Source organism: Dechloromonas sp. ZS-1, from assembly GCF_039649255.1.
Lineage (GTDB): Bacteria > Pseudomonadota > Gammaproteobacteria > Burkholderiales > Rhodocyclaceae > Azonexus.
In genome coordinates this window covers 15,499-42,484 of sequence record NZ_JBDIYD010000012.1, presented here as the reverse complement: position 1 = coordinate 42,484, position 26,986 = coordinate 15,499, and the positions used below count along the sequence as shown (strand labels likewise).

Here is a 26,986-nt window from a genome sequence, read left to right as displayed (position 1 = left end):
CGACGGCATCTCACGGCGCACGACGCGCCAAACCGGGAATAAAAAAGGGGCGATCCGAAAATCGCCCCTTTTTGCTGGTTGACCGTCAGACTCAGTCGGTAATCAGCTTGCCCTTGGTCAGCAGATCCTGAATCACCTGCTGGTCGGTCGTATTGCCACCGACCAGATCGACGCCCTGCAGCACAATCTGCTGGATGTCGTTGTTGGTCACGACCGCCGGGCTGCTGCCGGTCTTCGTAGCCGCATTGTTGTCACCGAAAGCCCCCGTGGCACTCACGTAGATCGTCGTGTTGCCGCCAGACACTTCAAAGTGCAGGAAGTTATCCAGCGCAGCCGCCGTCGCATTCGTCGGGGCAGTGAGCAGATCTCGCAGATCGAGGACATCTCCGCCGGCGGCACGGGCTGCCACGTCGAAATCCGCGATGACATCGCGCGTCGGGGCTGCAATCGTTCCCGCATCGGCCAAGGACCACTGGAAGGTATCGACCCCCAGGCCACCGGTCAGGCTGTCATCGCCCAAGCCGCCAACCAGCAGGTCATTCCCCGTACCACCATCGAGGATGTCATTGCCAGAACCACCGTACAACTTGTCCTCACCTTCGTTGCCGCTGATGCGATCGACCCCGTCACCACCATACAGCAGGTCGTTACCCAAACCGCCGGCAATCGTGTCATCGCCATCGCGGCCCAGGATCAGGTCCGGCTGCCCGGTACCCGTCAGGGTTTCGCTGGCCGTCGTACCGATGGTGACATTGGTCCGGTCAACATTGACCTGTACGGTGGAACTCACCGTGTCGCCGTCACGATCCGAGACCGAATAGGTCATCGTATCGGTGGCATTGGCCACATTGAGGGTATCCGGCGCCTTGTAGCTGTAGGTACCACCATCCATATCAACCACAAACTTGCCACCGATCGTGGTCGTGATCGTCCAGGTCTTGGTCGCGGCATCGAACACGCCGTTGGTTTGTGCCGCACCGCTGAACAGATAGGTGCGACCTTCAACCAGCACCGAGGCAATATACGCACCGGCATCGGCCCCGACGGCACCAGACAGCAAGCCGCCATTGACCAGATTGCCGCCAATCGGCGCCTGGACCGTACTGGCCAGCACCGTATCCAGCTGGTCGAAGGAGGAAACACGAACACCGTCCGTATTCACCATCGACTGGCCATCGTAGGCAATCGGATGCAGGTACGAGGCATCGGTAATCCCGGCGCCCATCCCGATCGAGAAGGACTTGATCTGGTTGCTGTTCAGGAAATTCTTCCAGGTCGTCTCTTCATTGACTTGAATCCCGGAATCAACACCATCCGGCGAGCCACCGTTACCGTTCTGCGTCCCGCTCAGGGTATTGGCATCGCCGCTACCGAAGGTCGGCACACCATCCGTGAAGAAGTAGGCCACGTTCTGCGCATTGCTCAGCTTGCCCGCGGTATTGAACGCATTCATCGTGGTATTCAGCGCTGAATCGTAGTTCGTCCCACCACCGGCAGCCAGGGTGTCGAGATAGCTCTTTGCCTGAGCCACGGTCAGCCAGGATGTCCCCATCTGCGCCGTTTCGGTATCGCCGGCAAACTTCACCAGACTGACGCGGACATCGCCGAACTCGTCATACCGATCCAGCAGGGTCTTGACCGAGGCGATGGCACTCTGCAAGCGGGTTTGGCCGCCGACGCCATCGGCTGTCGCCATCGAACCGGACACGTCCAGCGTGATCAGCAGATTGGTGTTGGTCATGGACAGTGCATGGGTAATCGGCGCCAGGGCATTCGGCGAATCATCCTCAATTTGCACCGTCAGCGTCCCTGTGGTCGACAAATTGCCATTCGTGCCGGCCGCACCGCTGGTTGCCTTGACGCCCACATCCAGCGACAGGACGTTCTCGCCATTGCCAGCCGGATGATCAACCGGCTTCAGCAGGTTAACCGTGTATTTGCCGGTGTTGTCGATGGTGATCGTGGCCACGGTCTGCCCCCCCGCCGTGGCAGTCAGGGTCTGCGTGTTGCTGCCGGTCCAGGTCACGGCCACACCACCGCTGGTCAAGGCAGTCGTCGGCGCAATCAGGACCACGGACGAAATCGCTTCGCCATCCGGGTCGCTGATGGCCACCGTACCCGTCGCCGTCTTGGCATCCGTCTTGTCGGTCGGGGTACCCGTTGTATCGGCCAGGCCACCAGCAAGCCCTTCTTCGGAGACGGTTGCAACGGTCGTCGTCACAATCGGCCCATCCGCAACCGGATTAACCTTGACCGTCACCGTAGCGGTATCCGTCCCACCCTTACCGTCAGAAACGGTATAGGTAAAGGTCGCATCCCCGTTGTAGTTCAGTGCCGGCGTGAATACCACCTTGCCATTGACGAGGGCGACCGTCCCATTGGTCGGACTTTGGACCGAAATGATCTGCAGCGGATCGCCGTTCTGGTCCTTGTCATTGGCCAGCAAGGTCGCCGGATCAATGGTCAGCGCCTTGTCTTCCATCGTTACCAAGGGGCCGGAGCCATAGTTGGAGTCGACGGTCAGGGTCTGGTAAGCGCCGCCCAGCGGACGCAGTTCGGCCTTGAAGGAGGCATTACCACCCTGGTCCCAATACACGACTTCGATGGTGTGCTCGCCGCTGGTGCCGATATTGAAATTAGCAAACTCACGCACCGTAGAGGACTGGTTGGCATCGTAACGGGCCACCTCTACGCCGTCGATGCGCACTACAAACCCGTCATCCGCCGTCACGCGGAAATTATAGGTCCCCGCCTCAAGGTTCATCTTGCCCACCATCTTGACGATGGCATCCGAGGTGGTGCCATAGGCTGCCGTGGTCTGCAGATTACTGCCATTGGCACCGATAAAGGTGGCCAAATTACCGGCTGTACCCAGGTTATTGCTAATAGCACCGCCAAAATCGAGCGTCTTGGCATCAAAGGTGGCCGTTGCCGTGTGTGAATTGGCAAAGGTTTCGACCTGAGCAACAGTGGTCAGGTTGGCACCGTCCGTCCCCTCACGATAGCCCCAATACTGGCTCTTGAGCGAGGTCAGCACATAACGATCATCGATCGCATCGGGTGCATTGTTGAGGGTCAGGCTTGCAGCCGTACCGGCGTTGCCAGCCTGATCGAAATACGTACCGCCAGCAACGTTGACCGTCGGGTTGGCCGTCCCCGTCTGGGTAAAGCTGGCCGTCCAGGTCTTGCCGCCATCCGTGGTCGTCAGGCTGGCCGGATTCAGGGTGCCACCAGCCACCGTGATATCCGAGGCATCGAACCCCGTCACCTTTTCATTGAAAGTGAAGGTGAGCGTCACCTGCTCGCCCGGCGACAGGGTGCCATCGGAGGTCGTAATCACCAGGGACGGCGCAGCAGCGTCGATGGTCACAGGCACCACAGCGGTCGTCACATTACCGGCCGGATCGATCTCCTTGACCTGCACATCGACCGGTCCGCCATTGGGCAGATCCTGCGTCGGCGTCACGCTCCAGGTGCCATTCGGCGCCACGGTCGTGGTCAGCTTTTCGTTCGTACCCGGCATGGTCACTTCGATCGTTGCGCCCGGCTCGCCGGTCCCACTGATCGTCGGCGTACGGTCATTGGTCAGGCCATCGCCCTTGGTCGCGCTGTCAGACGTCGGATCGAGGACGGCCGTCAGGCTCGGCAACGTGGTATCGACCTTGGCGCTATCCGTTGCGACCGGCGTTGCATTCCCCGCCGGATCAACGATTTTCGCCGTCACGGTCATGGTCTGGCCTTCGCCGACCGGGGTAAAGGTCGTCGTCACATAGCCGTTCGCCTTGGCTGCGGCATCAATGGTGACCGTCTTCGTTTCAGCGCCGGAAACGATCACCACCGTATCACCGATAGCGACCTTGCTGCCGTCGAACGAAACCTTCACGTCCGCCTGGCCGACTGCCTCGGCTTGGTTGATGAAGCCGTCGTTGTTGGCATCCTCGGTGATTTCAACGGTCGGCGCCAAGCCGCCATTGCTCGGGGTGGTATCGACGACAGCGCTATCCGAGCCGGTCGGCGTGGCATTACCCGCCGGATCGACGATGCTTGCCGTCACGGTCATGGTTTGGCCTTCTGCAACCGGCGTAAAGGCCGCCGTCACATAACCATTGGCCTTCGCTGCCGCATCAATCGTGATCGTCTGCGTTTCACTGCCGGAGATGATGACAATCTTGTCGCCAATCGCCACCTTGCTGCCATCGAAGGACACCTTCACATCCGCCAGGCCGACGGCCTCAGCCTGGTTGATGTAACCGTCGTTGTTGGCATCTTCGGTGATTTCCACCGTCGGTGCCAAGCCGCCATTGCTCGGGGTGGTATCCAGCGTCGCCTTGTCCGAAGCCTCCGGCGTTGCGTTGCCGGCACGATCCAGCACAACCGCCTTCACCACCATCTCCGTGCCTTCCGGCGGAGCCGTAAAGGTCGTCGTGACAAAACCCGCCGCCTTGTCGGCATCGGTAATGGTCACCAGCTTGGTCACGCCACCCGAGGTCACCGAAACCACTTCGCCCACCACCACCTTGGTGCCGTCGAAGGAAACCTTGACCCCGATGTCGCCATTCAGCTCGGCCGCACTGATGAAGCCATCGTTATTGGCATCCTCCGTGATGTCGACCGTCGGGGCGAGCCCGCCATGGGTCGGCGTCGTGTCCAGCGTCGCCTTGTCCGAGCCCTCCGGCGTCGGATTGCCCGCTGCATCGAGGACGACTGCCTTGACGAGCATTTCCGTCCCTTCCGCCGGTGCAGGGAAACTGGTGGTCACGAAGCCCGCCGCCTTGTCAGCGGCAGAAATCGTCACCAGCTTGGTCACGCCCCCCGAGGTCACCGAGACCACTTCGCCGACCAGGACCTTGGTGCCGTCGAACGACACCTTCACGCCCACTTCACCATTCAGCTCAGCCGCATTGATGAAGCCGTCGTTATTGGCATCTTCGGTAATCTCCACCGTCGGCGCCAGACCACCATTGGTCGGCGTCGTATCCAGGGTCGCCTTGTCCGTTCCTTCCGGCGAGGTATTCCCAACCTTGTCGATAATCACTGCCTTGACAGCGATTTCGGCGCCTTCTGCAGGCGGTGCAAAGGTGGTCATCACATAGCCACTGGCCTTGTCGGCAACCGACACCGTAACGCGATTGGTCACGCCACCCGAGGTAATTTCGACGATATCGCCCACAGCGACCTTGCTGCCGTCGAAACTGACCTTCACATCGACATTGCCCAGCAGTTCAGCCTTGTTGATGACGCCGTTGTTATCGGCATCCTCGACGATGTCGACCGTCGGCGCCAAACCGCCATTCGGCGGGTCAATGGCAATCGTGACCGGCACGGAAGCCGTCGTCGTATTCCCAGCCTGATCGGTTTCCTTGACCTGAACCGTCTGAGCCCCCAAGGGGATATCCTGCGTCGGCGTCACGCTCCAGGTGCCATTGGGCTGCACGGTGGTCGTGAGCTTTTCACCCGTGCCCGGCATCGTGACTTCGATCTTGGCCCCCGGCTCACCGGTACCCGTGATGGTCGGCGTACGGTCATTGGTAATGCCGTCCCCCGGCATGCCGCTATCAGAAGCCGGATCCAATTGAGCAGTCAGGCCCGGCGGCGTGGTATCGACGGTTGCCGTGTCCTTACCAACCGGACCCAGATTCCCCGCGACATCCTTCACCTGCGCCGTCACCTCCAGCGCCTTCCCCTCTCCAGGATTCCCTACCCCAGCAACCGCAACACTGTTCTTGTCAATGTCCGCCTGCGTCAACACAATCGGCGCCAACAACACACCATTCACCGTCACCAGCAGGCTGTCACCCGCCTTCGCCGTCCCAGGCAACGTCACCGACACATCAATGTCGCCCGACAGTTCTCCCTTGTTGATCCAACCGTCGTTGTCCTTGTCTTCCTGAATCGTCACCAGCGGCGTCCCAGGCTGCGCCAACTGAATCTTCGCCGTGTCCGTCACAGGTCCCAGCGTATTCCCCGCCGCATCCTTGATCGTCGCCGTCGCCACAAAGTCCGTCCCGTCCGCCGTCGGATTGAACGACACATCAACATGACCCGCCGCAATATGCGCCGCCGTCAGCGTGATCACCTGCGCAACATTCCCCGACGCCGTCACCGTCAACGTATCCCCAACCGCCGCCCCTTGCGGCACCGCGACACGAACGTCCACATTCCCGCTCAGCTCGCTTGCGTTGATGAACCCGTTGTTGTCCGTGTCTTCCGTAATGCTGATCGCCAGATTCTGGTATTGCGTCAAGTCCAGCTTCGCGCTGTCAGTGCCCGGCTGCGTACCGTTCCCCGCCGCATCCACAATCACCGCACTCACCGTCATCGTCGTGCCATCCGCCGGTGCCGCAAAGTTCGTCGTCACGTAGCCGTTCGTCTTGTCCGCCGCCGTGATCGAAACCTTGTTCGTCACACCGCCCGACGTCACTTCAACCACGTCGCCAACACTCACCAGCGCACCGTTGAACGAAACCTTCACGTCAACATTGCCCTGCAACTCCGAACGATTGATCCACTGGTCGTTGTTCACATCTTCCGTGATCTCAACCACCGGCGCCGTCCCATTGTTCGGAACGCTCGCATCAATCGTCACCGGCACCGTCTTCTCGGTCGTGTTCCCCGCCGGATCCGTCTCCTTCACCAACACATCCACCGGACCACCGTTCGGCAACGCCTGAACCGGCGTCACGCTCCACGTCCCATCCGGTTGAACCGTCGTCGTCAGCTTCTCGCCGGTCGACGGCATCGTCACCTCAATTTTCGCGCCAGGCTCGCCCGTACCACTGATCGTCGGCGTCGCATCGTTCGTCAGGCCATCACCCTTCGTGCCACTGTCCGAATTCGGGTCCAGTTGCGCCGTCAGATTCGGGGCAACCGTGTCCACCTTCGCGCTATCGCTGCCCAGCGGACCCACGTTACCCGCCACATCCTTCACTTGGGCCGATACCGTCAGCGTCTGACCTTCGCCCGGGCTTTGCACCCCAGGCACCGAGACGTTGTTCGCAAGAATGTCCGCCGCCGTCAGCACGATCGGCGTCAGGGCAACGCCATTCACCGTCACCAGCAGGCTGTCGCCTGCCTTCGCCGTCGCCGGCAACGCAATCGTCACCCCGACGTCACCATTGAGTTCCGCGTTACTGATGAAGCCGTTGTTGTCCGCGTCTTCCGCAATCGTCACCACCGGCGCGCCCGGCTGGCTCAGAACCAGCTGGGCCGTGTCTTTCACCGGTCCCGCACTGTTGCCTGCCGCATCCTTGATCGAGGCCGTCGCTTCAAACGTCGTCCCGCTCGCCGTCGGATTGAACGACACATCCACGTAGCCCGTCGCAATCTGTTGCGCCGTCAGCGTGATCACCTGCGCCACGTTCCCCGAGCCCGTCACCGTCAACGTGTCGCCCACGGCCGCACCTTGCGGCACCGTCACGCGCACATCAACCTTGCCGTTCAGTTCGCTTGCGTTGATGAAACCGTCGTTGTTCGTGTCTTCCGTAATGCTGATCGCCAGGTTCTGATACGCCGTCGTATCAACCTTCGCGCTGTCGCTGCCGACCGGCCCCAGGTTCTGCGCCACATCCTTGATCTGTGCCGTCACCGTCAGCGTCTGGCCTTCGCCCGGGCTCACCACCCCAGTGATCGCCACGTTGCCTGCAGCAATGTCCGCCGCCGTCAGCACGATCGGCGCACGATCCACGCCATTCACCGACACCAGCAGGCTGTCGCCCGCCTTCGCCGTCCCCGGCAGACCCACATTCACGCCAACGTCACCCGACAGTTCGCCTGCGTTGAGCCATCCGTCGTTGTTCGTGTCTTCGGTAATGCTCACCACCGGCGCCCCCTGGTCCGCCGTCGCAATCACCGCCTTGTCGCTCGCCACCAGCGATTCGTTGCCGGCCGCATCCTTCACTTGGGCCGTCACCACCAGTTCCGTGCCATTGCCCGGTGCAACCAGTTCCAGCACAACCTTCCCGGCATCAATCTGGGCTTGCGTCAGCACAATCCCCTGGTCCGCGTTCCCCGTCGACTTCACCGTCAACAGGTCGCCCGCAACCGCACCCGCCGGCAGACCCACTTCAACACCCACCGTCCCTTGCAGTTCGGCCTTGTTGATGAAGCCGTCGTCGTTCGCGTCTTCCGTGATCTTCACCACCGGCGTGCCAAACACCGTCAGGTCCAGCTTCGCGCTGTCCGTCCCCGTGCCGCTCTTGTTGCCCGCAGCATCCACAATCTGCGCCGTGACATCCATCACCGTGCCACTGGCTTGCGGTGCAAATTCCGTCGTCACGTAGCCGTTCGACTGGTCTGCCGCCGTGATCGTGACCTTGTTCGTCACACCACCCGAGGTGATTTCCACCACGTCGCCCACCGAGACCTTCGTCCCGTCAAACGATACCTTCACCCCAGCGTTACCAACCGCTTCCGCCTTGTTGATGAAGCCGTCGTTGTTCGCGTCTTCCGTGATCTCAACCACCGGCGCATTGCCACCGTTCGGCACGCTCGCATCAATCGTCACCGGCACCGTCTTCTCGGTCGTATTCCCCGAGGCATCCGTTTCCTTCACCGCGACATTCACCGGACCACCGTCCGGCAGCGCCTGCGTCGGCGTCACGCTCCACGTGCCATCCGGCTGCACCGTCGTCGTCAGCTTCTCGCCCGTGCCCGGCATCGTCACTTCAATCTTCGCGCCCGGCTCGCCCGTCCCGCTGATCGTCGGCGTCGCATCGTTCGTCAGGCCATCGCCCTTCGTGCCACTGTCCGAAGTCGGGTCCAGTTGTGCCGTCAGGTCCGGCGCCTTCGTGTCCACAGTCACCGGCACCGTCGCCGTCGTCGTGTTCCCCGCCGGATCCGTTTCCTTCACCGAAATGTCCGTCTTGCCTTCCGGTAGATCAGTCACCGGCGTCACGCTCCACGTGCCGTCCGGCTGAACCGTCGTCGTCAGCTTCTCGCCGGTCGACGGCACCGTCACTTCAATTTTCGCACCCGGCTCGCCCGTACCACTGATCGTCGGCGTCTTGTCCGAGGTGATCCCGTCTCCCTTCGTCCCGCTGTCCGACGTCGGATCCAGCTGCGCCGTCAGATCCGGCGCAACCGTGTCCAGCTTCGCGCTGTCGCTCACTTCCGCCGACTTGTTACCCGCCGGGTCCGTCACCTGCGCCGTCACCACCAGCGTCGCACCCGAGGCCGGTGCCGGCAGTTCAATCACAACCTTCCCCGCATCAATCTGCGCTTGCGTCAGAACAATGCTCTGATCCGCATTCCCGGAGGCCTTCAGCGTCAACAGGTCGCCCGCAACCGCCGTCGCCGGCAGCGTCACTTCAACACCGACCGTCCCTTGCAGTTCGGCCTTGTTGATGAACCCGTCGTTGTCCGCGTCTTCCGTAATCTTGATCGCAATCCCGTCCAGCGAACTCAGGTCCAGCTTCGCGCTATCAGCACCCGTCCCGCTCTGGTTCCCCGCAGCATCCACAATCACCGCCGTCACCACTTGCGTCACGCCTTCCGCCGCCGGCGCAAAGCTCGTCGTCACGTAACCATTCGACAGATCACCCGCCGTCACCGCAACGTCCTTCGTCACGCCGCCCGACGTCACCTTCACCACGTCACCCAACGAAACCTTCGTCGGATCAAACGTCACCTTCACATCAACCTGACCAACCAACTCAGCCTTGTTAATAAAGCCGTCATTGTTCGCGTCTTCCGTAATATCAACCTTCGGCGCATCGCCACCGTTCGGCACGCTCAGATCCAGCTTCGCGCTGTCGCTGCCTTCCTGGCTCGCATTGCCTGCTGCATCCACCACCTTGGCCGTCACCGTCATCGTGTTGCCATCGGCAGGCGCCGTGAAGCTCGTCGTCACATAGCCATTGGCCTTGTCGGTCAGAGAGACGGTCACCGTGTTGGTCACCCCACCCGAGGTCACCAGCACCTTGTCACCCACCGCAACCTGGCTGGCATCAAAGGAAACCTTCACATCCACTGCACCATTCAGTTCAGCCTGACTGATCCAGCCGTTGTTGTTCGCGTCTTCGGTAATTTCAACCGTCGGCGCAGCGCCACCGTTCGGCGGTGTGGTATCGACGGTTGCCGTGTCCTTACCAACCGGACCCAGATTCCCCGCGACATCCTTCACCTGCGCCGTCACCTCCAGCGCCTTCCCCTCTCCAGGATTCCCTACCCCAGCAACCGCAACACTGTTCTTGTCAATGTCCGCCTGCGTCAACACAATCGGCGCCAACAACACACCATTCACCGTCACCAGCAGGCTGTCACCCGCCTTCGCCGTCCCAGGCAACGTCACCGACACATCAATGTCGCCCGACAGTTCTCCCTTGTTGATCCAACCGTCGTTGTCCTTGTCTTCCTGAATCGTCACCAGCGGCGTCCCAGGCTGCGCCAACTGAATCTTCGCCGTGTCCGTCACAGGTCCCAGCGTATTCCCCGCCGCATCCTTGATCGTCGCCGTCGCCACAAAGTCCGTCCCGTCCGCCGTCGGATTGAACGACACATCAACATGACCCGCCGCAATATGCGCCGCCGTCAGCGTGATCACCTGCGCAACATTCCCCGACGCCGTCACCGTCAACGTATCCCCAACCGCCGCCCCTTGCGGCACCGCGACACGAACGTCCACATTCCCGCTCAGCTCGCTTGCGTTGATGAACCCGTTGTTGTCCGTGTCTTCCGTAATGCTGATCGCCAGATTCTGGTATTGCGTCAAGTCCAGCTTCGCGCTGTCAGTGCCCGGCTGCGTACCGTTCCCCGCCGCATCCACAATCACCGCACTCACCGTCATCGTCGTGCCATCCGCCGGTGCCGCAAAGTTCGTCGTCACGTAGCCGTTCGTCTTGTCCGCCGCCGTGATCGAAACCTTGTTCGTCACACCGCCCGACGTCACTTCAACCACGTCGCCAACACTCACCAGCGCACCGTTGAACGAAACCTTCACGTCAACATTGCCCTGCAACTCCGAACGATTGATCCACTGGTCGTTGTTCACATCTTCCGTGATCTCAACCACCGGCGCCGTCCCATTGTTCGGAACGCTCGCATCAATCGTCACCGGCACCGTCTTCTCGGTCGTGTTCCCCGCCGGATCCGTCTCCTTCACCAACACATCCACCGGACCACCGTTCGGCAACGCCTGAACCGGCGTCACGCTCCACGTCCCATCCGGTTGAACCGTCGTCGTCAGCTTCTCGCCGGTCGACGGCATCGTCACCTCAATTTTCGCGCCAGGCTCGCCCGTACCACTGATCGTCGGCGTCGCATCGTTCGTCAGGCCATCACCCTTCGTGCCACTGTCCGAATTCGGGTCCAGTTGCGCCGTCAGATTCGGGGCAACCGTGTCCACCTTCGCGCTATCGCTGCCCAGCGGACCCACGTTACCCGCCACATCCTTCACTTGGGCCGATACCGTCAGCGTCTGACCTTCGCCCGGGCTTTGCACCCCAGGCACCGAGACGTTGTTCGCAAGAATGTCCGCCGCCGTCAGCACGATCGGCGTCAGGGCAACGCCATTCACCGTCACCAGCAGGCTGTCGCCTGCCTTCGCCGTCGCCGGCAACGCAATCGTCACCCCGACGTCACCATTGAGTTCCGCGTTACTGATGAAGCCGTTGTTGTCCGCGTCTTCCGCAATCGTCACCACCGGCGCGCCCGGCTGGCTCAGAACCAGCTGGGCCGTGTCTTTCACCGGTCCCGCACTGTTGCCTGCCGCATCCTTGATCGAGGCCGTCGCTTCAAACGTCGTCCCGCTCGCCGTCGGATTGAACGACACATCCACGTAGCCCGTCGCAATCTGTTGCGCCGTCAGCGTGATCACCTGCGCCACGTTCCCCGAGCCCGTCACCGTCAACGTGTCGCCCACGGCCGCACCTTGCGGCACCGTCACGCGCACATCAACCTTGCCGTTCAGTTCGCTTGCGTTGATGAAACCGTCGTTGTTCGTGTCTTCCGTAATGCTGATCGCCAGGTTCTGATACGCCGTCGTATCAACCTTCGCGCTGTCGCTGCCGACCGGCCCCAGGTTCTGCGCCACATCCTTGATCTGTGCCGTCACCGTCAGCGTCTGGCCTTCGCCCGGGCTCACCACCCCAGTGATCGCCACGTTGCCTGCAGCAATGTCCGCCGCCGTCAGCACGATCGGCGCACGATCCACGCCATTCACCGACACCAGCAGGCTGTCGCCCGCCTTCGCCGTCCCCGGCAGACCCACATTCACGCCAACGTCACCCGACAGTTCGCCTGCGTTGAGCCATCCGTCGTTGTTCGTGTCTTCGGTAATGCTCACCACCGGCGCCCCCTGGTCCGCCGTCGCAATCACCGCCTTGTCGCTCGCCACCAGCGATTCGTTGCCGGCCGCATCCTTCACTTGGGCCGTCACCACCAGTTCCGTGCCATTGCCCGGTGCAACCAGTTCCAGCACAACCTTCCCGGCATCAATCTGGGCTTGCGTCAGCACAATCCCCTGGTCCGCGTTCCCCGTCGACTTCACCGTCAACAGGTCGCCCGCAACCGCACCCGCCGGCAGACCCACTTCAACACCCACCGTCCCTTGCAGTTCGGCCTTGTTGATGAAGCCGTCGTCGTTCGCGTCTTCCGTGATCTTCACCACCGGCGTGCCAAACACCGTCAGGTCCAGCTTCGCGCTGTCCGTCCCCGTGCCGCTCTTGTTGCCCGCAGCATCCACAATCTGCGCCGTGACATCCATCACCGTGCCACTGGCTTGCGGTGCAAATTCCGTCGTCACGTAGCCGTTCGACTGGTCTGCCGCCGTGATCGTGACCTTGTTCGTCACACCACCCGAGGTGATTTCCACCACGTCGCCCACCGAGACCTTCGTCCCGTCAAACGATACCTTCACCCCAGCGTTACCAACCGCTTCCGCCTTGTTGATGAAGCCGTCGTTGTTCGCGTCTTCCGTGATCTCAACCACCGGCGCATTGCCACCGTTCGGCACGCTCGCATCAATCGTCACCGGCACCGTCTTCTCGGTCGTATTCCCCGAGGCATCCGTTTCCTTCACCGCGACATTCACCGGACCACCGTCCGGCAGCGCCTGCGTCGGCGTCACGCTCCACGTGCCATCCGGCTGCACCGTCGTCGTCAGCTTCTCGCCCGTGCCCGGCATCGTCACTTCAATCTTCGCGCCCGGCTCGCCCGTCCCGCTGATCGTCGGCGTCGCATCGTTCGTCAGGCCATCGCCCTTCGTGCCACTGTCCGAAGTCGGGTCCAGTTGTGCCGTCAGGTCCGGCGCCTTCGTGTCCACAGTCACCGGCACCGTCGCCGTCGTCGTGTTCCCCGCCGGATCCGTTTCCTTCACCGAAATGTCCGTCTTGCCTTCCGGTAGATCAGTCACCGGCGTCACGCTCCACGTGCCGTCCGGCTGAACCGTCGTCGTCAGCTTCTCGCCGGTCGACGGCACCGTCACTTCAATTTTCGCACCCGGCTCGCCCGTACCACTGATCGTCGGCGTCTTGTCCGAGGTGATCCCGTCTCCCTTCGTCCCGCTGTCCGACGTCGGATCCAGCTGCGCCGTCAGATCCGGCGCAACCGTGTCCAGCTTCGCGCTGTCGCTCACTTCCGCCGACTTGTTACCCGCCGGGTCCGTCACCTGCGCCGTCACCACCAGCGTCGCACCCGAGGCCGGTGCCGGCAGTTCAATCACAACCTTCCCCGCATCAATCTGCGCTTGCGTCAGAACAATGCTCTGATCCGCATTCCCGGAGGCCTTCAGCGTCAACAGGTCGCCCGCAACCGCCGTCGCCGGCAGCGTCACTTCAACACCGACCGTCCCTTGCAGTTCGGCCTTGTTGATGAACCCGTCGTTGTCCGCGTCTTCCGTAATCTTGATCGCAATCCCGTCCAGCGAACTCAGGTCCAGCTTCGCGCTATCAGCACCCGTCCCGCTCTGGTTCCCCGCAGCATCCACAATCACCGCCGTCACCACTTGCGTCACGCCTTCCGCCGCCGGCGCAAAGCTCGTCGTCACGTAACCATTCGACAGATCACCCGCCGTCACCGCAACGTCCTTCGTCACGCCGCCCGACGTCACCTTCACCACGTCACCCAACGAAACCTTCGTCGGATCAAACGTCACCTTCACATCAACCTGACCAACCAACTCAGCCTTGTTAATAAAGCCGTCATTGTTCGCGTCTTCCGTAATATCAACCTTCGGCGCTGCCCCGGCATTGGGTACCGTGGTATCGATCGTCACCGGCACCGTTGTGGTGCTGCTGTTACCGGCCGGGTCGGTTTCCTTGACCGAAATTTCGGTTTTACCCTCGGGCAAATCGGACTTGGGCGTCACACTCCACGTGCCATCGGAGCCCACCGTCGTCGTCAGCTTTTCGCCGGTCGACGGCACCGTCACTTCGATTTGCGCTCCAGGCTCACCCGTACCACTGATCGTCGGCGTCTTGTCGGAGGTAATACCATCCCCCTTCGTGCCGCTATCGGATGCCGGGTCCAGTACGGCTTTCAAGGCTGGCGGGGTGGTATCAACGGTAATGGGTACCGTCACCGTCGTCGTGTTGCCAGCATCATCGGTTGCTTTGACGGTGATATCTGCCTTGCCATCAGGGAGATCAACCTTCGGTGTGACAGTCCACTTTCCATCGGGTGCGACGGTCGTGCTCAGGATTTCACCCGTCGGCATCGTCACCGCAATCTTGGCACCCGGCTCGCCGGCACCACTGATCGTCGGTGTTTTGTCATTGGTCAGCCCATCGCCCTTCAAGCCGCTATCGGATGCCGAGTCCAGAAACGCACTCACCGTCGGCGGTGCGAAGTCGGACAGAATGGCAGGGTTACCTTGGAGTTGCGGCGTCCCGGTCGCGGCAAATCCAAACTGATAGGCCTGCGGATCGACCGTCTCGACCACACGCAGGAATTCGACAAAGGTGTGCCCCTCGTCCCCTCCCGAGGCCGTACCAGCGGCCGGTGCTTCCTCTTCAAGCAACTGATCCAGATTGCCGCCACTGTTAAGTGCCTTGGCAATTTTCTGGAAACCCTTCTTGTCATTGGCCACAGCACTGTCCGTGGCATTGGGTTTTACCGGCGCACCCACTTCGACATCAATCCGTGCGACGTCACCCGGACGCACCGGCATCTGGCGCCCATCTGCCAACTGGAGAATGACCTGCCCACCATCCGCAGAGAGCACGGTCTCACCTTCTCGGATGACATCACCGAGCTTGAGACGGCGCATCTTACCGGCAGCATCCCGGGCGAATGCTTCACCAGACAGGGCTGCGACTTTGGCGATAACTTGGGCTTGGGCCATGACGGAACTCCAGAGACTATAAGCAATACTGCCAAGTCTAGGGTTCCGCAAATGGGATGACTATTGCACCAAAGTACAGTCATCCAATACACATAAATTTACAAATGAAAAACGGGCCTTACAGCCCGTTGACCCTCAGGGAAAGCTGCAGGCGATCCCGTATGCCGAGCTTCTCGAAAATGGTGCTGAGATGGGCTTTGACCGTGCGTTCCGTGATATCCAGAACACGCGCGATTTCCTTATTGCTATCCCCGGCGGCAACCCGCTCGGCAACCTGAATCTCACGCTCCGATAACGCCTGACGCCACGAGGCCGGCGCCTCGGTGGCCGGGCGTTGCGCCAGCGCCCGTGCGGTTGCCCCCACAAGCTTCTGCAACAAGGATTGGCCGACCCAGAGCCCGCCATTGCCAACAACAAGTGCAACCTGCTGCAGCACTTCGGGCGCTGCACGGCTATTACAGCACCCTGCCGCCCCCGCTGCCAGCGCGGAGACCACCACACTTTCATCCGGCTCATCGCAGAGCAAGACCACATGGAATTCCGCAGCATGAGCCAAGGGCAAACAGGTGGACACATCCTGGCCCGCTTTCAGGCGCAGCCAAAAGACCCCCCCCTCCGGATGCTGAAAACCGGAAACCTCGCTCCGGGATAGCAATTTCAAGCCAGGAAAAGCCTCTTTCAAAAAGAGGAGCTCCAAGGCATCAAGATCAACAGCCCAATGGTTCATCATCGCTCCGTGAGCGCCACACTCTTGGCGCGCAACACTGGCTTCAACAGGTAAGACAACACGCTTTTCTTCCCGGTCAGGATATCCACCTCCGCCACCATCCCCGGAATAATCGGCAGATTGGCATCACCGAAGCCGGGCTTGACCGTCCGTACTCGCACGACGTAGAACGGATTGCCCTTGTCATCCATGACGGTATCCGCACCAATGTGCTCCAGCGTCCCTTCCAAACCACCGTAGATGGAAAAGTCGTAGGCTGTGAATTTGACCATCACCGGCTGACCCGGACGCAGGAAGGCGATATCCCGAGGCTGAACGCGGGCCTCCAGCAGCAGGGTATCTTCGAGCGGCACGATTTCGATGATGTCCTTACCGGCCTGCACGACACCGCCAACCGTATTCACGAGAAGACGCTTGACCGTGCCTTTTACCGGAGAGCGGATCGAAGACTGCTTGACCCGGTCCGACAGTCCGACACTGCTTTCCGCCAGGCTATTCAGCTTGGACATGGTTTCCGAGAGTTCCTTGCCGGCATCATTGCGATGCGTCAGTTCGACCTCCTCGATCTTGCGCTGCGCCTCGCCGATCGCGGCCTGAATCCGGGTGATCTGGGCAGAAGCCTGGTCACGCTCACCGCGATAACGGGATACATCACGCTCAAGACGCAGCAACTCGACTTCGGAAACAGCCCCGGATGAAATCAAGGGTTTGGTTACGGCCAATTCTCGCGCGGTCAGGTCATAGCCCTGCGAGGCCTGAGCACGTCGCGCCTGTGCCTCATTGAGTTCCTGTTGTCGCTGAGCCAATTGCTGTCGGGCAATCGACACCGTTGCGTTCATTTCCTCACGCTTGGCCTCAAACAACTGGCGCTCCTGCGCCACGACCTCAGGATCTTCCTTGATGACCTCAGGCGGCGGAACAAAGGCCTTGCCGTCCGAAATGGCCTTCAAGCGAGCCGCCTTGGCCAGCAAGCCAAGGTACTGCGCCCGGTTTTCCTTTACGGAAGAGACAAAGCGGGTTTCATCGATTTTGACGAGCAACTGATCGGCTTGAACCACATCGCCTTCGCGCACCAAAATTTCCGACACCAAGCCGCCATCAATACTCTGCAACACCTGAACCTGACGGGACGGAATCACCTTGCCGTCCCCCCGGGTCACTTCATCAAGCCGCGCCAGCGCAGCCCAGATGATGAAAAGCAGGATGACCAGGCCAATGGCTCGCAAGAGCACCCGAGCCCGCAGCGGCTCCTGACGGATGATGGCCAAATCGGCATCCGTGGCGAAGTCGACCGCCTCCTGCTCCTCCTTGTTGGGCAAACGGCCAAGCACCTTCTCGACATAGGGTGCGGCGCGCTCAGCCCGCCGTTCAAGCCAGGCGTGGATGACAACAGCCCATTTCTTCAAGCGCATGATCATGCCGACCTCCCGATACGACCGCTCTGCAGCGCCTGAATCACCTGATCGCGCGGACCATCGGCCACGATTTTTCCGTCATCGACAATGATGACGCGGGTCGCCAGTTCCAGCAGGCTGTTGCGGTGGGTGACGATGATCACCGTCTTGTGCGCGGCCATCTCCTTCAGGCGCTGCTTGAAGGCCTGTTCGGAAGAGAAGTCCATCGAGCTGGTGGGTTCATCCAGCAAAAGGATCGGCGGATCCATCAGGAAGGCACGGGCAATGGCCACCCCTTGGCGCTGACCGCCGGACAAGGAGTCACCGCGCTCACCAATCATCATGTCGAAACCATCCGGATGCCGATTCACGAACTCGGTCAAACCGGCTGCCTCGGCTGCCGCCACCACCGCCGCATCATCCGCGTACGGGGCGCCGATGGTGATGTTGTCGCGCAACGTGCCATAGAACAGCGTCACATCCTGCGCCACATAACCGACATTACGGCGCAAGTCTGCCGGATCCAGCTGGCGCAGATCCACGCCATCGATCAAGACGGCACCCGAAGTCGGCTGATAAAGACCGAGCAAGAGCTTTTGCAAGGTTGTCTTACCCGAACCGATCCGCCCGATCACCACGACCTTCTCTCCAGCCTGGATCTTGCAGTGCAAGCCTTTCAAGGCAGATACCGGCGCATTGGGATAGCTGAAGGCCACATCCCGAAACTCGATATCCCCCCGCAAATCGGGCCGGTGCACGAAGGCAGCATCCTCCGGTCGCTCCACCGGATTGGACATGATTTTTTCCAGAGACTCCAAAGAAACCTTGGCATTGTGGAACTGCATCAGCAAACCGACCATCTGCCCCAGCGGCGCCACCGCACGGGATGACAGCATGGTGCAGGCAATCAGCCCGCCCATGCTCAAATTACCGGTACTGATCAGATAGACCCCGGCCACGATCACCACCACATTCACGATCTGCTGGATTTCTGCCGCACCATTGCTCGCTGCCGCCGACAAAAAACGCATCTCGTTATTGACGCGGGAGACGAAGGCAACAGACTTCTCCCACTTCGACTGCATCACGCTCTCGGCGCCTTGTGTCTTGATCGTCTCCAGCGCCGTCAGGCTCTCGATCAGCGTCGCATTGCGCAACGCGCCGGCACGATAGGTCGTCTCCGACAAGGCATGCATCTTGTGCTGCAGGATGTAGGCATAGATCACCACAGCCACGATGGCAAGCAGGACGGGAATGACCAGCTGCCACGCAATCAGCGCGATGACGAAAATGAAGATGAAGGCAAACGGCAGATCGATGAAGGCGGTCACCGAAGCGGACGTAATGAAGTCACGAACCGTTTCAAAGGAACGCAGATTGGAGGAAAACGCCCCCACTGCGGCCGGACGGTTTTCCAGGCGCACGCCCAGAACACGGGCCATGATCTTCGCAGACAGCTCCTGATCGATCCGTGCGCTGGCCAGATCAATGAAGTAACCGCGCAAGAGGCGCAAGGTCAGGTCTACGCCAACGAGCAGCAGCACCCCCAAGGCCAGCACCCAGAGGGTCTCCATGGCACGGTTGGGGACCACCCGGTCATAGACGTTCATGCTGAACAGCGGCATGGCCAGGGCGATCACGTTGATGAGCAAGGCGGCACCCAGCACATCACGGTAGACCGGCCACTGATCAGCCATCGCGCCCCAGAACCAGTGGCGCAGCCGAACTGCGCCTACTTGCGGCGTGCGCTTGTCAAAGCGGAAATGCGGACGGGCAAAAATGGCAATACCGGCGTAACGCTCCGCCAGATCCGCGCGGTTAAGCAGCACCGTCCCCTGGCCGGTCTCAGAAAACAGCAAGCGCGCCTGCTCGCCCGTCTCATCCCAGCCCAGCAAAATACAGGCGGAATCGCCCTTCAGCAGCAGTACGACAGGCAAGAGGGCATCGTCGATCTTTTCCAGCGAACGGCGCTGCACCTTGGCAGACAAGCCGGCACGATTCGCCGCGCGGGCAAACAGCGAGGGCGTCAAAATGCCTTTTTCAAGGGGCAGCCCGGCCACCAGGGCCGCACGCGTACTGGGGCGGCCATGAATACGCGTCAGCTCCACCAGGCAATCCAGCAAGGGATCGTGATGCAGCAAATCCTCCCGAAGCCCGGCCTTGTCGGGCTCAGCGGTATTTTTGTTGTTTTCTGTCATGCCAATCTGATAGTGATGCGGGACCCATTCTAAACACCCTCCTTTGTCCATATATCAAGATATGTAAAAAGGCGGCCTAGACCGCCTTTTTACCAGAAAAAAGCGGATTTCATACCATTAACGGCACAATCAACAACGCGACCAGGTTGATGATCTTGATGAGCGGGTTCACCGCAGGTCCGGCCGTATCCTTATACGGGTCGCCGACGGTGTCGCCGGTCACGGCCGCCTTGTGCGCATCCGAGCCTTTGCCGCCATGCTGGCCATCCTCGATGTATTTCTTGGCATTATCCCAAGCACCACCGCCCGTTGTCATGGAAATGGCAACAAAGAGGCCGGTGACAATCGTGCCGACCAGCACCCCACCCAGCGCCTGAGGCCCCAGCAGCAAGCCCACCACCACCGGTACCGCGAGCGGCAGAATGGAAGGCAGCATCATTTCCTTGATGGCCGCCACGGTCAACATATCCACGGCACGCGAATAGTCGGGCAAGGCCTTGCCCTCCATGATGCCGTGAATCTCGGCAAATTGCCGCCGGACTTCCATCACCACGGCACCGGCGGAACGCCCGACCGCCTCCATGGCCATGGCGCCGAACAGATACGGCACCAATCCACCGATAAACAGACCGATGATGACCAGGTGATTGGAAAGATCGAAGGTAATCCCGGTCAGTCCCGCTGCTTCCAGGCCATGCGTGTAATCGGCAAACAGAACCAGCGCTGCCAAACCGGCTGATCCGATCGCGTACCCCTTGGTCACAGCCTTCGTGGTATTGCCGACCGCATCCAGCGGGTCGGTCACGTTTCGCACCGCCTTGGGCAACTCGGCCATTTCGGCGATCCCGCCCGCATTGTCGGTGATCGGGCCGTAGGCATCGAGGGCCACAACGATCCCCGCCATCGACAACATGGCTGTTGCAGCGATGGCAATCCCGAACAAGCCGCCTAGCGCAAACGCGACATAAATGGCCAGGCAAACCGCCAGCACGGGCAAGGCGCAGGCTTTCATCGAGACGCCGATCCCGGCAATGATGTTCGTCGCATGCCCGGTCTGGCTGGCAGCCGCAACATGCCGCACCGGACCATAATCGGTGCCGGTGTAATACTCGGTAATCCAGACCAGCTTGGCCGTCAGCGCCAAGCCCACCGCAGCACACCCGAACATGCGCCAGGGCGTGATCAACAGTGCCGCATCCCCCTCTCCGATCAACCAGACCGTGATCGGGTAATACGCCAGCAAGGCCAGCCCGCCGGCCACGATCAAGCCGCGGTAAAGGGCAGCCATGATCCGCCCGGTTTCTGCACCCCGCACGGCATGACAGCCGATGATCGAGGCCAGGATGGACACCGCCCCCAAGGCGAGCGGATAGAGCAGCAGATTTTCCCCCAGCCCCGGTGCAGATTTCAGGGTCAGTGCGGCCAGCACCATGGTGGCGACCACGGTCACCACATAGGTTTCAAACAGATCCGCCGCCATGCCGGCACAATCGCCCACATTGTCACCGACGTTGTCTGCGATGACCGCCGGATTGCGCGGATCATCCTCGGGAATGCCGGCTTCGACCTTGCCCACCAGATCGGCCCCGACATCGGCCCCCTTGGTGAAGATGCCGCCGCCCAGGCGGGCAAAGATCGAGATCAGGGAGGAACCAAAGGCCAATCCCACCAGGGGCTCAACAATCCGGTAAAAAGGCGCTTCACCGGCGGTCGACCGCAGGAAAGCGTAATAACCGGCCACGCCCAGCAAGCCGAGTCCAACCACCAGCATGCCGGTGATCGCCCCCCCTTTGAAAGCCACCGCCAGCGCGGGGGCCAAACCACCGCGCGCAGCTTCGGCCGTCCGCACATTGGCCCGCACCGAAACATGCATGCCGATGAAACCCGTTGCCCCCGACAGCAGCGCGCCAATCAAAAACCCGATGGCCGTCGGCCAGCCCAGCTTGGGCACGAAACCGATGATGAGGAAAATCACGATGCCAACCACGGCAATCGTTCGATATTGCCGCGCCAGATAGGCTGCTGCGCCATCCTGAATGGCACGGGCGATCTGTTGCATGCGCGGATTGCCGCTCGGTAACGCAAGAATCTGCAAACTGGCCCGCCAGCCATACAGCACGGCCATTAGCGCGCACCCCAAAGCCAACCACAAGGCTGTACTCATGATTCCCCTCCTGTGCAGTCAGAAGAAATCAGATGGTGAATGCTGCCAGTTTCTTCCTGATTGCAATGTTCTTCAAGCGGACATAATCCGGCAAGCCATCCCGGAAAGGCGGTGGCGCCTCGCCTTCAATCAAAGGCTGCAGATAGCGACGGCAGGCAGGCGTGATATGGAAACCATCATCACGGATGAATTCAGCCGGCATCTTGCGCTCGACATTGGCCACGGCGGAGAGCGGGGCCTCGCCGACCTGCCAGCGATACGGCGCGTCAGACAGGCGCTCGATGGTGGCCATGACGGCATTTTTGCCGGCCAGGGCCAGGTCGACCGCCGCCGCCCCCAGTGCATACGCCTGAGCAAGATCGGTGGCCGAAGCGAGGTGGCGCCCGGCACGCTGCAGATAATCGGGCAAGGCCCAATGGTATTTGTAGCCCAAGCGATCCTGAATCAGCTGCGCCACCACCTGCCCGACACCACCCAACTGGGCGTGGCCGAAGGCATCACGCGTTGCGCCCTCGGCAATCAAGCGACCGTTGGCATCCGACAGCCCCTCGGAGACCGCAATGGTGCAATAGCCATGGCGCTGCACGCAGGACTCGACCTGCACCAGGAAAGCCTCAGGATCAAAGGGACGTTCAGGAAACAGCAGCAGATGAGGCGGTGCCCCCTCGGCCTCACTTGCCAGGCCACAGGCTGCCGTAATCCAGCCGGCGTGGCGCCCCATCACTTCCATCACGAAAACCTTGGTCGAAGTACGTGCCATGGAGGCCACGTCATAGCCTGCTTCCCGCATGGCAGTGGCGACGTATTTGGCCACCGAGCCAAAGCCGGGGCAGCAATCGGTCAGCGGCAGATCGTTATCGACCGTCTTGGGAATGCCCACACAGACCACGGGATAACCCAAGGCTTCGGCGATCTGTGACACCTTCCAGGCGGTGTCCATCGAGTCGTTGCCGCCGTTGTAAAAGAAGTAGCCGATATCGTGCGCCTTGAAGACCTCGATCAGGCGCTCGTATTGCGCACGGTGGGTCTCCAGGCTTTTCAACTTGTAGCGACAAGAGCCGAACGCCCCGCCCGGCGTATCACGCAAACGGGCGATATCGGCATCGGACTCCAGGCTGGTGTCGATCAGGTCTTCGGTCAGCGCACCGATGATGCCGTCACGACCTGCATAGACCTTGCCGATCTTGTCCGGCGAGGCCAAATGCAAACGGCGCGCCGCCTCGATGAGGCCGCACGCCGTTGCATTGATGACCGCAGTCACACCTCCCGACTGCGCGTAGAAGGCGTTCTTGCCGGTCATGGTCGTCCCTTACTTCAGGGCGTCGAAAACGCTCGCGGTAATCGAATCCACCGAACCGACACCGGCGATCTTGCGCACCTTCGGAGCCTGGGCAGCGCCTTCGGCAGCCCACTTGGTGTAGAAATCAACCAGCGGCTTGGTCTGGGAGTGATAGATATCCAGACGCTTCTTGACGGTTTCTTCCTTGTCGTCGTCACGCTGAACGAGGTCTTCGCCGGTCACGTCGTCCTTGCCTTCCACCTTCGGCGGGTTGAATTTGACGTGATAGGTACGGCCCGACGGCAGGTGAGCGCGGCGACCGGCCATACGCTCGACGATGTCGCTGTCCGGCACGTCGATTTCGAGCACGAACTCGATCGGCACACCGGCATCCTTCATGGCTTGGGCTTGCGGAATGGTGCGCGGGAAGCCGTCGAAGAGGTAGCCATTCTTGCAGTCGTCCTGGGTCAGGCGCTCCTTGACCATGCCGATGATGACCGCGTCCGGCACCAGGCCGCCCGCGTCCATATGCTTTTTGGCTTCGAGGCCAAGCGCGGTGCCGGCCTTGACTTGAGCACGCAGCATGTCGCCGGTGGAAATCTGCGGAATACCGAATTTCTCACTGATGAATTTGGCTTGCGTACCCTTGCCGGCGCCGGGTGCGCCCAACAGAATCAACTTCATGAAAAGGTCCCTCTGGTTTATATAAGAATCGAAATTTTTTCTCGGATGGAAACGGGCCATCCTCTTTATGTTCAAGGCCGGAAATTACTCGCTATTTCAGGCATGGTCAAACAGTTTGCGCATCCGCTCGGCATCCTCCGGCGTATCTACGCCGGGCGCCGGTGCGGCGTCGATCAGGGTGACGCTGATCCGGTAGCCGTGCCACAAGGCGCGCAGTTGTTCGAGTGCTTCAAACTGCTCGGTGGGCGCTACGGTCAACCCTGCGTAGGCCTTCAAAAAGCTCGCCCGATAGGCATACAGCCCGACATGACGATAGGCCGGGAAAGCCGCCGGCAAGGCATCTCGCCCCCCCGCTGCAGCGAACTCGTCGCGGGCATACGGAATCGGTGCGCGCGAAAAATAGGCTGCATCGCCATCAGCGCGGCAGACGACCTTGACCACGTTCGGATTGAAGAAATCCGCCGCATCGGTAATCGGGTGCGCCACCGTGGCGATATCGGCCCCGCTGGCAGCGAGCTGGCGCGCCGTCTGCAGGATGACCTCCGGCTCGATCAGCGGCTCGTCGCCTTGTACATTGACGATGATCGTATCGCTGGACCAGCCGCGCTGCTCGACCACCTCGGCCAGGCGATCGGTGCCGGTCGGATGATCGGCACGGGTCATCACCGCAGCGATTTCGTGGGCTTCAACGGCATCGCGCACGCGCGCATCATCCGTCGCCACCCAGATCTCCTCCGCACCGGACAAGCGTGCACGCTCTGCCACACGCACGGCCATCGGCTTGCCGCCCAGGTCCAGCAAGGGCTTGCCGGGCAAACGGGTAGACGCGTAGCGGGCCGGAATGACGACCTTGAAGGCGACGTGGCCCATTACTGCTCGTCCGGCCCGAACTGGCGGGCTTCCTCTTCGAGCATCACGGGAATGTCGTCACGGATCGGGAAAGCCAGCTTGCACGGCTTGCAGACCAGTTCCTTCTCGGCCTTGCGGTGTTCGAGGTTGCCCTTGCAAATCGGGCAGACGAGGATATCAAGCAGCCTGGCGTCCACGGAGTTTCTCCAGAATAAGTTCAACAAGTGCCGGCGGCAGGTCCGCCTCAACGGGCAAGACCCAGCATTCGCCGAGCGACAGCGCCGCGCATTTTACTGCATCCTTCTCGGTCATCAGCAGGATCTGCGGCATTGCAAAGGACAAATCACCTGCGGTATAGGCATGATGATCCGGGAAGGGATGCGGCACGACCGACAGGCCCAGATCGGCCAGCGTTTGAAAAAAACGCTCGGGATGGCCAATCCCGGCCACCGCGTGCAAGGGCTTGCCGTGCAATGCAGCAGCCGTACAGGTCTGGACGGGATTGCCCAGTGCCTGAAAGGCTGCCGGACGCAATTGCATGGTGAATGCGGGCACACCGGCAGGCACAGCCACCGAGGCACTGCCGTTGAACACCACGGCGTCGACACGACCCAAGCGCGACAGCGGCTCGCGCAAGGGCCCGAAGGGCAGGCGCCAGCCATTGCCGGCGCCGCGCCGGTCAAACACGGCCAGTTCGATGTCCCGCCCCAGGCGAGCATGCTGCAAACCATCGTCGCAGAGCAGCACATCGACCTCGGAATGGGCTGCCAGCAAGGCGCGCCCAGCGGCGGCGCGGTCACGCCCGACCCAGACGGGCAGCCCGGTGCGCCGGGCCATCAGCAGGGGTTCATCCCCCACTTCGGCCGGTGTCGCCGTTTCGCTCACCGGCAAGACCGTGCGTGTCGTGCGCCCGTAACCCCGACTCACGATGCCCGGACGATAGCCCGCAGCGCGCAGCGCTTGGGCCAGCGCAATGGTGAGCGGCGTTTTTCCGGCCCCGCCCACGGTGATGTTCCCCACCACGATCACCGGCACCGGCAAGCGCTCGGCGACGGTCAACCGCTTTTTCAGGCCGGAAATCAGGACAAAAAGCAGCCAGAGAGGCAGGAAAAGCGGCAGCAGAAGCCACAACGCCGGCGAGAGCCGGCGTTGTGCAAACCACTGTCCTTGCAGCCAGGCGGCAAACATCAGTTGGGCGACTGGGTGGCGAAGGAGATATGCGGATACCCGGCCTGTTGCGCGGCCTGCATGATATCGACCACGCTCTGGTGCGTGGCCTTGGCATCAGCATTGATCACGATGATCGGATCCGGGCGCGTCCCCGCCGCGCGCTTCAGGCCATCGGCAATGCTGCGCACGTCGCTGGCGGCAAGCGGCGACTTGTTGATGAGTACCTGCCCGTTCGGCGTCACGGCCACATCGATCTCGTTCGGCTGCTCGGCCTGCTTGCCGGCCTCGGCCGTCGGCAGGTTGATCTCCAGGCCGGAGAACTTCGAGTAAGTTGTCGTCAGCATCAGGAAGATGATGATCACGAGCAGTACGTCAATCATCGGAATCAGGTTGATTTCCGGCTCTTCCCGGCCACGCCCACGCTGAAAGTTCATGGCTTACTTCCGGTCGCCGTGCATGACTTCCACCAGGCGCACGGCCTGCTGCTCCATCTCGATGACGAAGCCATCGACCAGCGCACGGAAATGACGCCAGAAGATCAGCGACGGGATGGCGATGAAAATCCCGAATCCCGTGTTGTACAGCGCCACGGAAATACCATGCGCGAGTTGCTGCGGATTGCCGGCGCCCGGCGTTTGCGAACCGAAAATCTCGATCATCCCGATCACGGTGCCAAACAGGCCCATTAAAGGCGCGATCGAGGCAATGGTCCCGAGCGTGGTCAGGTAGCGATTGAGGTCATGTGCGACGGCGCTGCCGGCTTCCTCGATCGACTCCTTCATCACCTCGCGGCTGTTATTCACATTGCGCAGGCCGGCGGCCAGCACACGGCCCAAGGGTGAGTGCGCTTCCAGATCCGTGAGCAGGCGGCTGTTGTCGGCACCGCGACGGAAGTCCCCCACTGCACGCTGCAGCAGACCGGGCGGCACCACCTTGGCACGCCGCAGGGCGACCAGGCGCTCGATGATCAGGGCCACAGAAATGATGGATGCCAGCAACAGGGGCCAGATGGGCCAACCGGCCGCCTTGATGATTTCTAACACGGTGAATCCTTGGGGGACGAAAAACAGCCCACGATTTTGCCCTCCCCGGAGAGAGGGGGCAAGCCCCGGAAATTCGGCCTGCATGGCGCTTATCCCCAGAAGCTGTGGATAAGTCTGTGAAAGAATTGTGACCCAATGCGCCAAACCCGCTCCAGCAAAGGACTTTCCTTGCCCTGCCCAAAAACAAGGCAAATTGTTTAA

At 61.2% G+C, this 26,986-nt stretch carries 12 protein-coding genes; all 12 read right to left on the bottom strand.

Translation table 11 applies throughout. The annotated features are described in order from the left end of the window. Positions 1-91: 91 nt before the first annotated feature. Positions 92-15,277 (bottom strand): Ig-like domain-containing protein, encoded by a 15,186-nt coding sequence (locus tag AACO21_RS13485; RefSeq protein WP_346193047.1) that lies wholly within the window; start codon positions 15,275-15,277, stop codon positions 92-94. A gap of 118 nt (positions 15,278-15,395) precedes the next feature. Further along, complete coding sequence (locus AACO21_RS13480) at positions 15,396-15,938, bottom strand: response regulator transcription factor (protein ID WP_346193046.1); 543 nt, start codon at positions 15,936-15,938, stop codon at positions 15,396-15,398. Between the two features lie 65 nt (positions 15,939-16,003). Further along, entirely contained in the window at positions 16,004-17,422 is a 1,419-nt protein-coding gene (locus AACO21_RS13475; protein WP_346193045.1) for an HlyD family type I secretion periplasmic adaptor subunit, read from the bottom strand. Then, positions 17,419-19,596, bottom strand: coding sequence for a type I secretion system permease/ATPase (locus AACO21_RS13470; protein WP_346193044.1), 2,178 nt, complete (start codon positions 19,594-19,596; stop codon positions 17,419-17,421). Before AACO21_RS13470 ends, AACO21_RS13475 begins: the two co-directional genes overlap by 4 nt. Before the next feature lie 109 nt (positions 19,597-19,705). Then, a complete protein-coding gene (locus tag AACO21_RS13465; RefSeq protein ID WP_346193043.1) occupies positions 19,706-21,760 on the bottom strand; it encodes a sodium-translocating pyrophosphatase in 2,055 nt (684 codons plus the stop codon). 28 nt (positions 21,761-21,788) lie between these two features. Continuing rightward, complete coding sequence (locus AACO21_RS13460; protein ID WP_346193042.1) at positions 21,789-23,060, bottom strand: 6-phosphofructokinase; 1,272 nt, start codon at positions 23,058-23,060, stop codon at positions 21,789-21,791. 9 nt (positions 23,061-23,069) lie between these two features. Next, the gene (gene adk / locus AACO21_RS13455; RefSeq protein ID WP_346193041.1) at positions 23,070-23,723 is read right to left on the bottom strand and encodes an adenylate kinase; all 654 of its coding nucleotides are present in this window, start codon (positions 23,721-23,723) and stop codon (positions 23,070-23,072) included. Between the two features lie 96 nt (positions 23,724-23,819). Continuing rightward, positions 23,820-24,593 carry a 3-deoxy-manno-octulosonate cytidylyltransferase gene (kdsB, locus tag AACO21_RS13450; protein WP_346193040.1) on the bottom strand — a complete coding sequence of 258 codons (774 nt, stop codon included), beginning with the start codon at positions 24,591-24,593 and terminating at the stop codon, positions 23,820-23,822. Beyond that, positions 24,593-24,769: a Trm112 family protein gene (locus tag AACO21_RS13445; protein WP_346193039.1), complete on the bottom strand. Its 177-nt coding sequence runs from the start codon at positions 24,767-24,769 to the stop codon at positions 24,593-24,595. Before AACO21_RS13445 ends, kdsB begins: the two co-directional genes overlap by 1 nt. After that, positions 24,750-25,760, bottom strand: a complete 1,011-nt coding sequence (gene lpxK / locus AACO21_RS13440) for a tetraacyldisaccharide 4'-kinase (protein WP_346193038.1) — start codon at positions 25,758-25,760, stop codon at positions 24,750-24,752. The genes AACO21_RS13445 and lpxK overlap by 20 nt, the downstream gene beginning before the upstream one ends. Beyond that, entirely contained in the window at positions 25,760-26,176 is a 417-nt protein-coding gene (locus tag AACO21_RS13435; protein WP_346193037.1) for a biopolymer transporter ExbD, read from the bottom strand. The genes lpxK and AACO21_RS13435 overlap by 1 nt, the downstream gene beginning before the upstream one ends. A gap of 3 nt (positions 26,177-26,179) precedes the next feature. After that, entirely contained in the window at positions 26,180-26,785 is a 606-nt protein-coding gene (locus AACO21_RS13430; protein WP_346193036.1) for a MotA/TolQ/ExbB proton channel family protein, read from the bottom strand. Between the last annotated feature and the right edge of the window lie 201 nt (positions 26,786-26,986).

What these genes read in the sequence shown, in the direction of transcription:
- AACO21_RS13485 (WP_346193047.1), bottom strand. Translation starts at nt 15,277, where the DNA reads ATGGCCCAAGCCCAAGTTATCGCCAAAGTCGCAGCCCTGTCTGGTGAA.
- AACO21_RS13475 (WP_346193045.1), bottom strand. Translation starts at nt 17,422, where the DNA reads ATGATCATGCGCTTGAAGAAATGGGCTGTTGTCATCCACGCCTGGCTT.
- AACO21_RS13470 (WP_346193044.1), bottom strand. Translation starts at nt 19,596, where the DNA reads ATGACAGAAAACAACAAAAATACCGCTGAGCCCGACAAGGCCGGGCTT.
- AACO21_RS13465 (WP_346193043.1), bottom strand. Translation starts at nt 21,760, where the DNA reads ATGAGTACAGCCTTGTGGTTGGCTTTGGGGTGCGCGCTAATGGCCGTG.
- AACO21_RS13460 (WP_346193042.1), bottom strand. Translation starts at nt 23,060, where the DNA reads ATGACCGGCAAGAACGCCTTCTACGCGCAGTCGGGAGGTGTGACTGCG.
- adk (WP_346193041.1), bottom strand. Translation starts at nt 23,723, where the DNA reads ATGAAGTTGATTCTGTTGGGCGCACCCGGCGCCGGCAAGGGTACGCAA.
- kdsB (WP_346193040.1), bottom strand. Translation starts at nt 24,593, where the DNA reads ATGGGCCACGTCGCCTTCAAGGTCGTCATTCCGGCCCGCTACGCGTCT.
- lpxK (WP_346193038.1), bottom strand. Translation starts at nt 25,760, where the DNA reads ATGTTTGCCGCCTGGCTGCAAGGACAGTGGTTTGCACAACGCCGGCTC.
- AACO21_RS13435 (WP_346193037.1), bottom strand. Translation starts at nt 26,176, where the DNA reads ATGAACTTTCAGCGTGGGCGTGGCCGGGAAGAGCCGGAAATCAACCTG.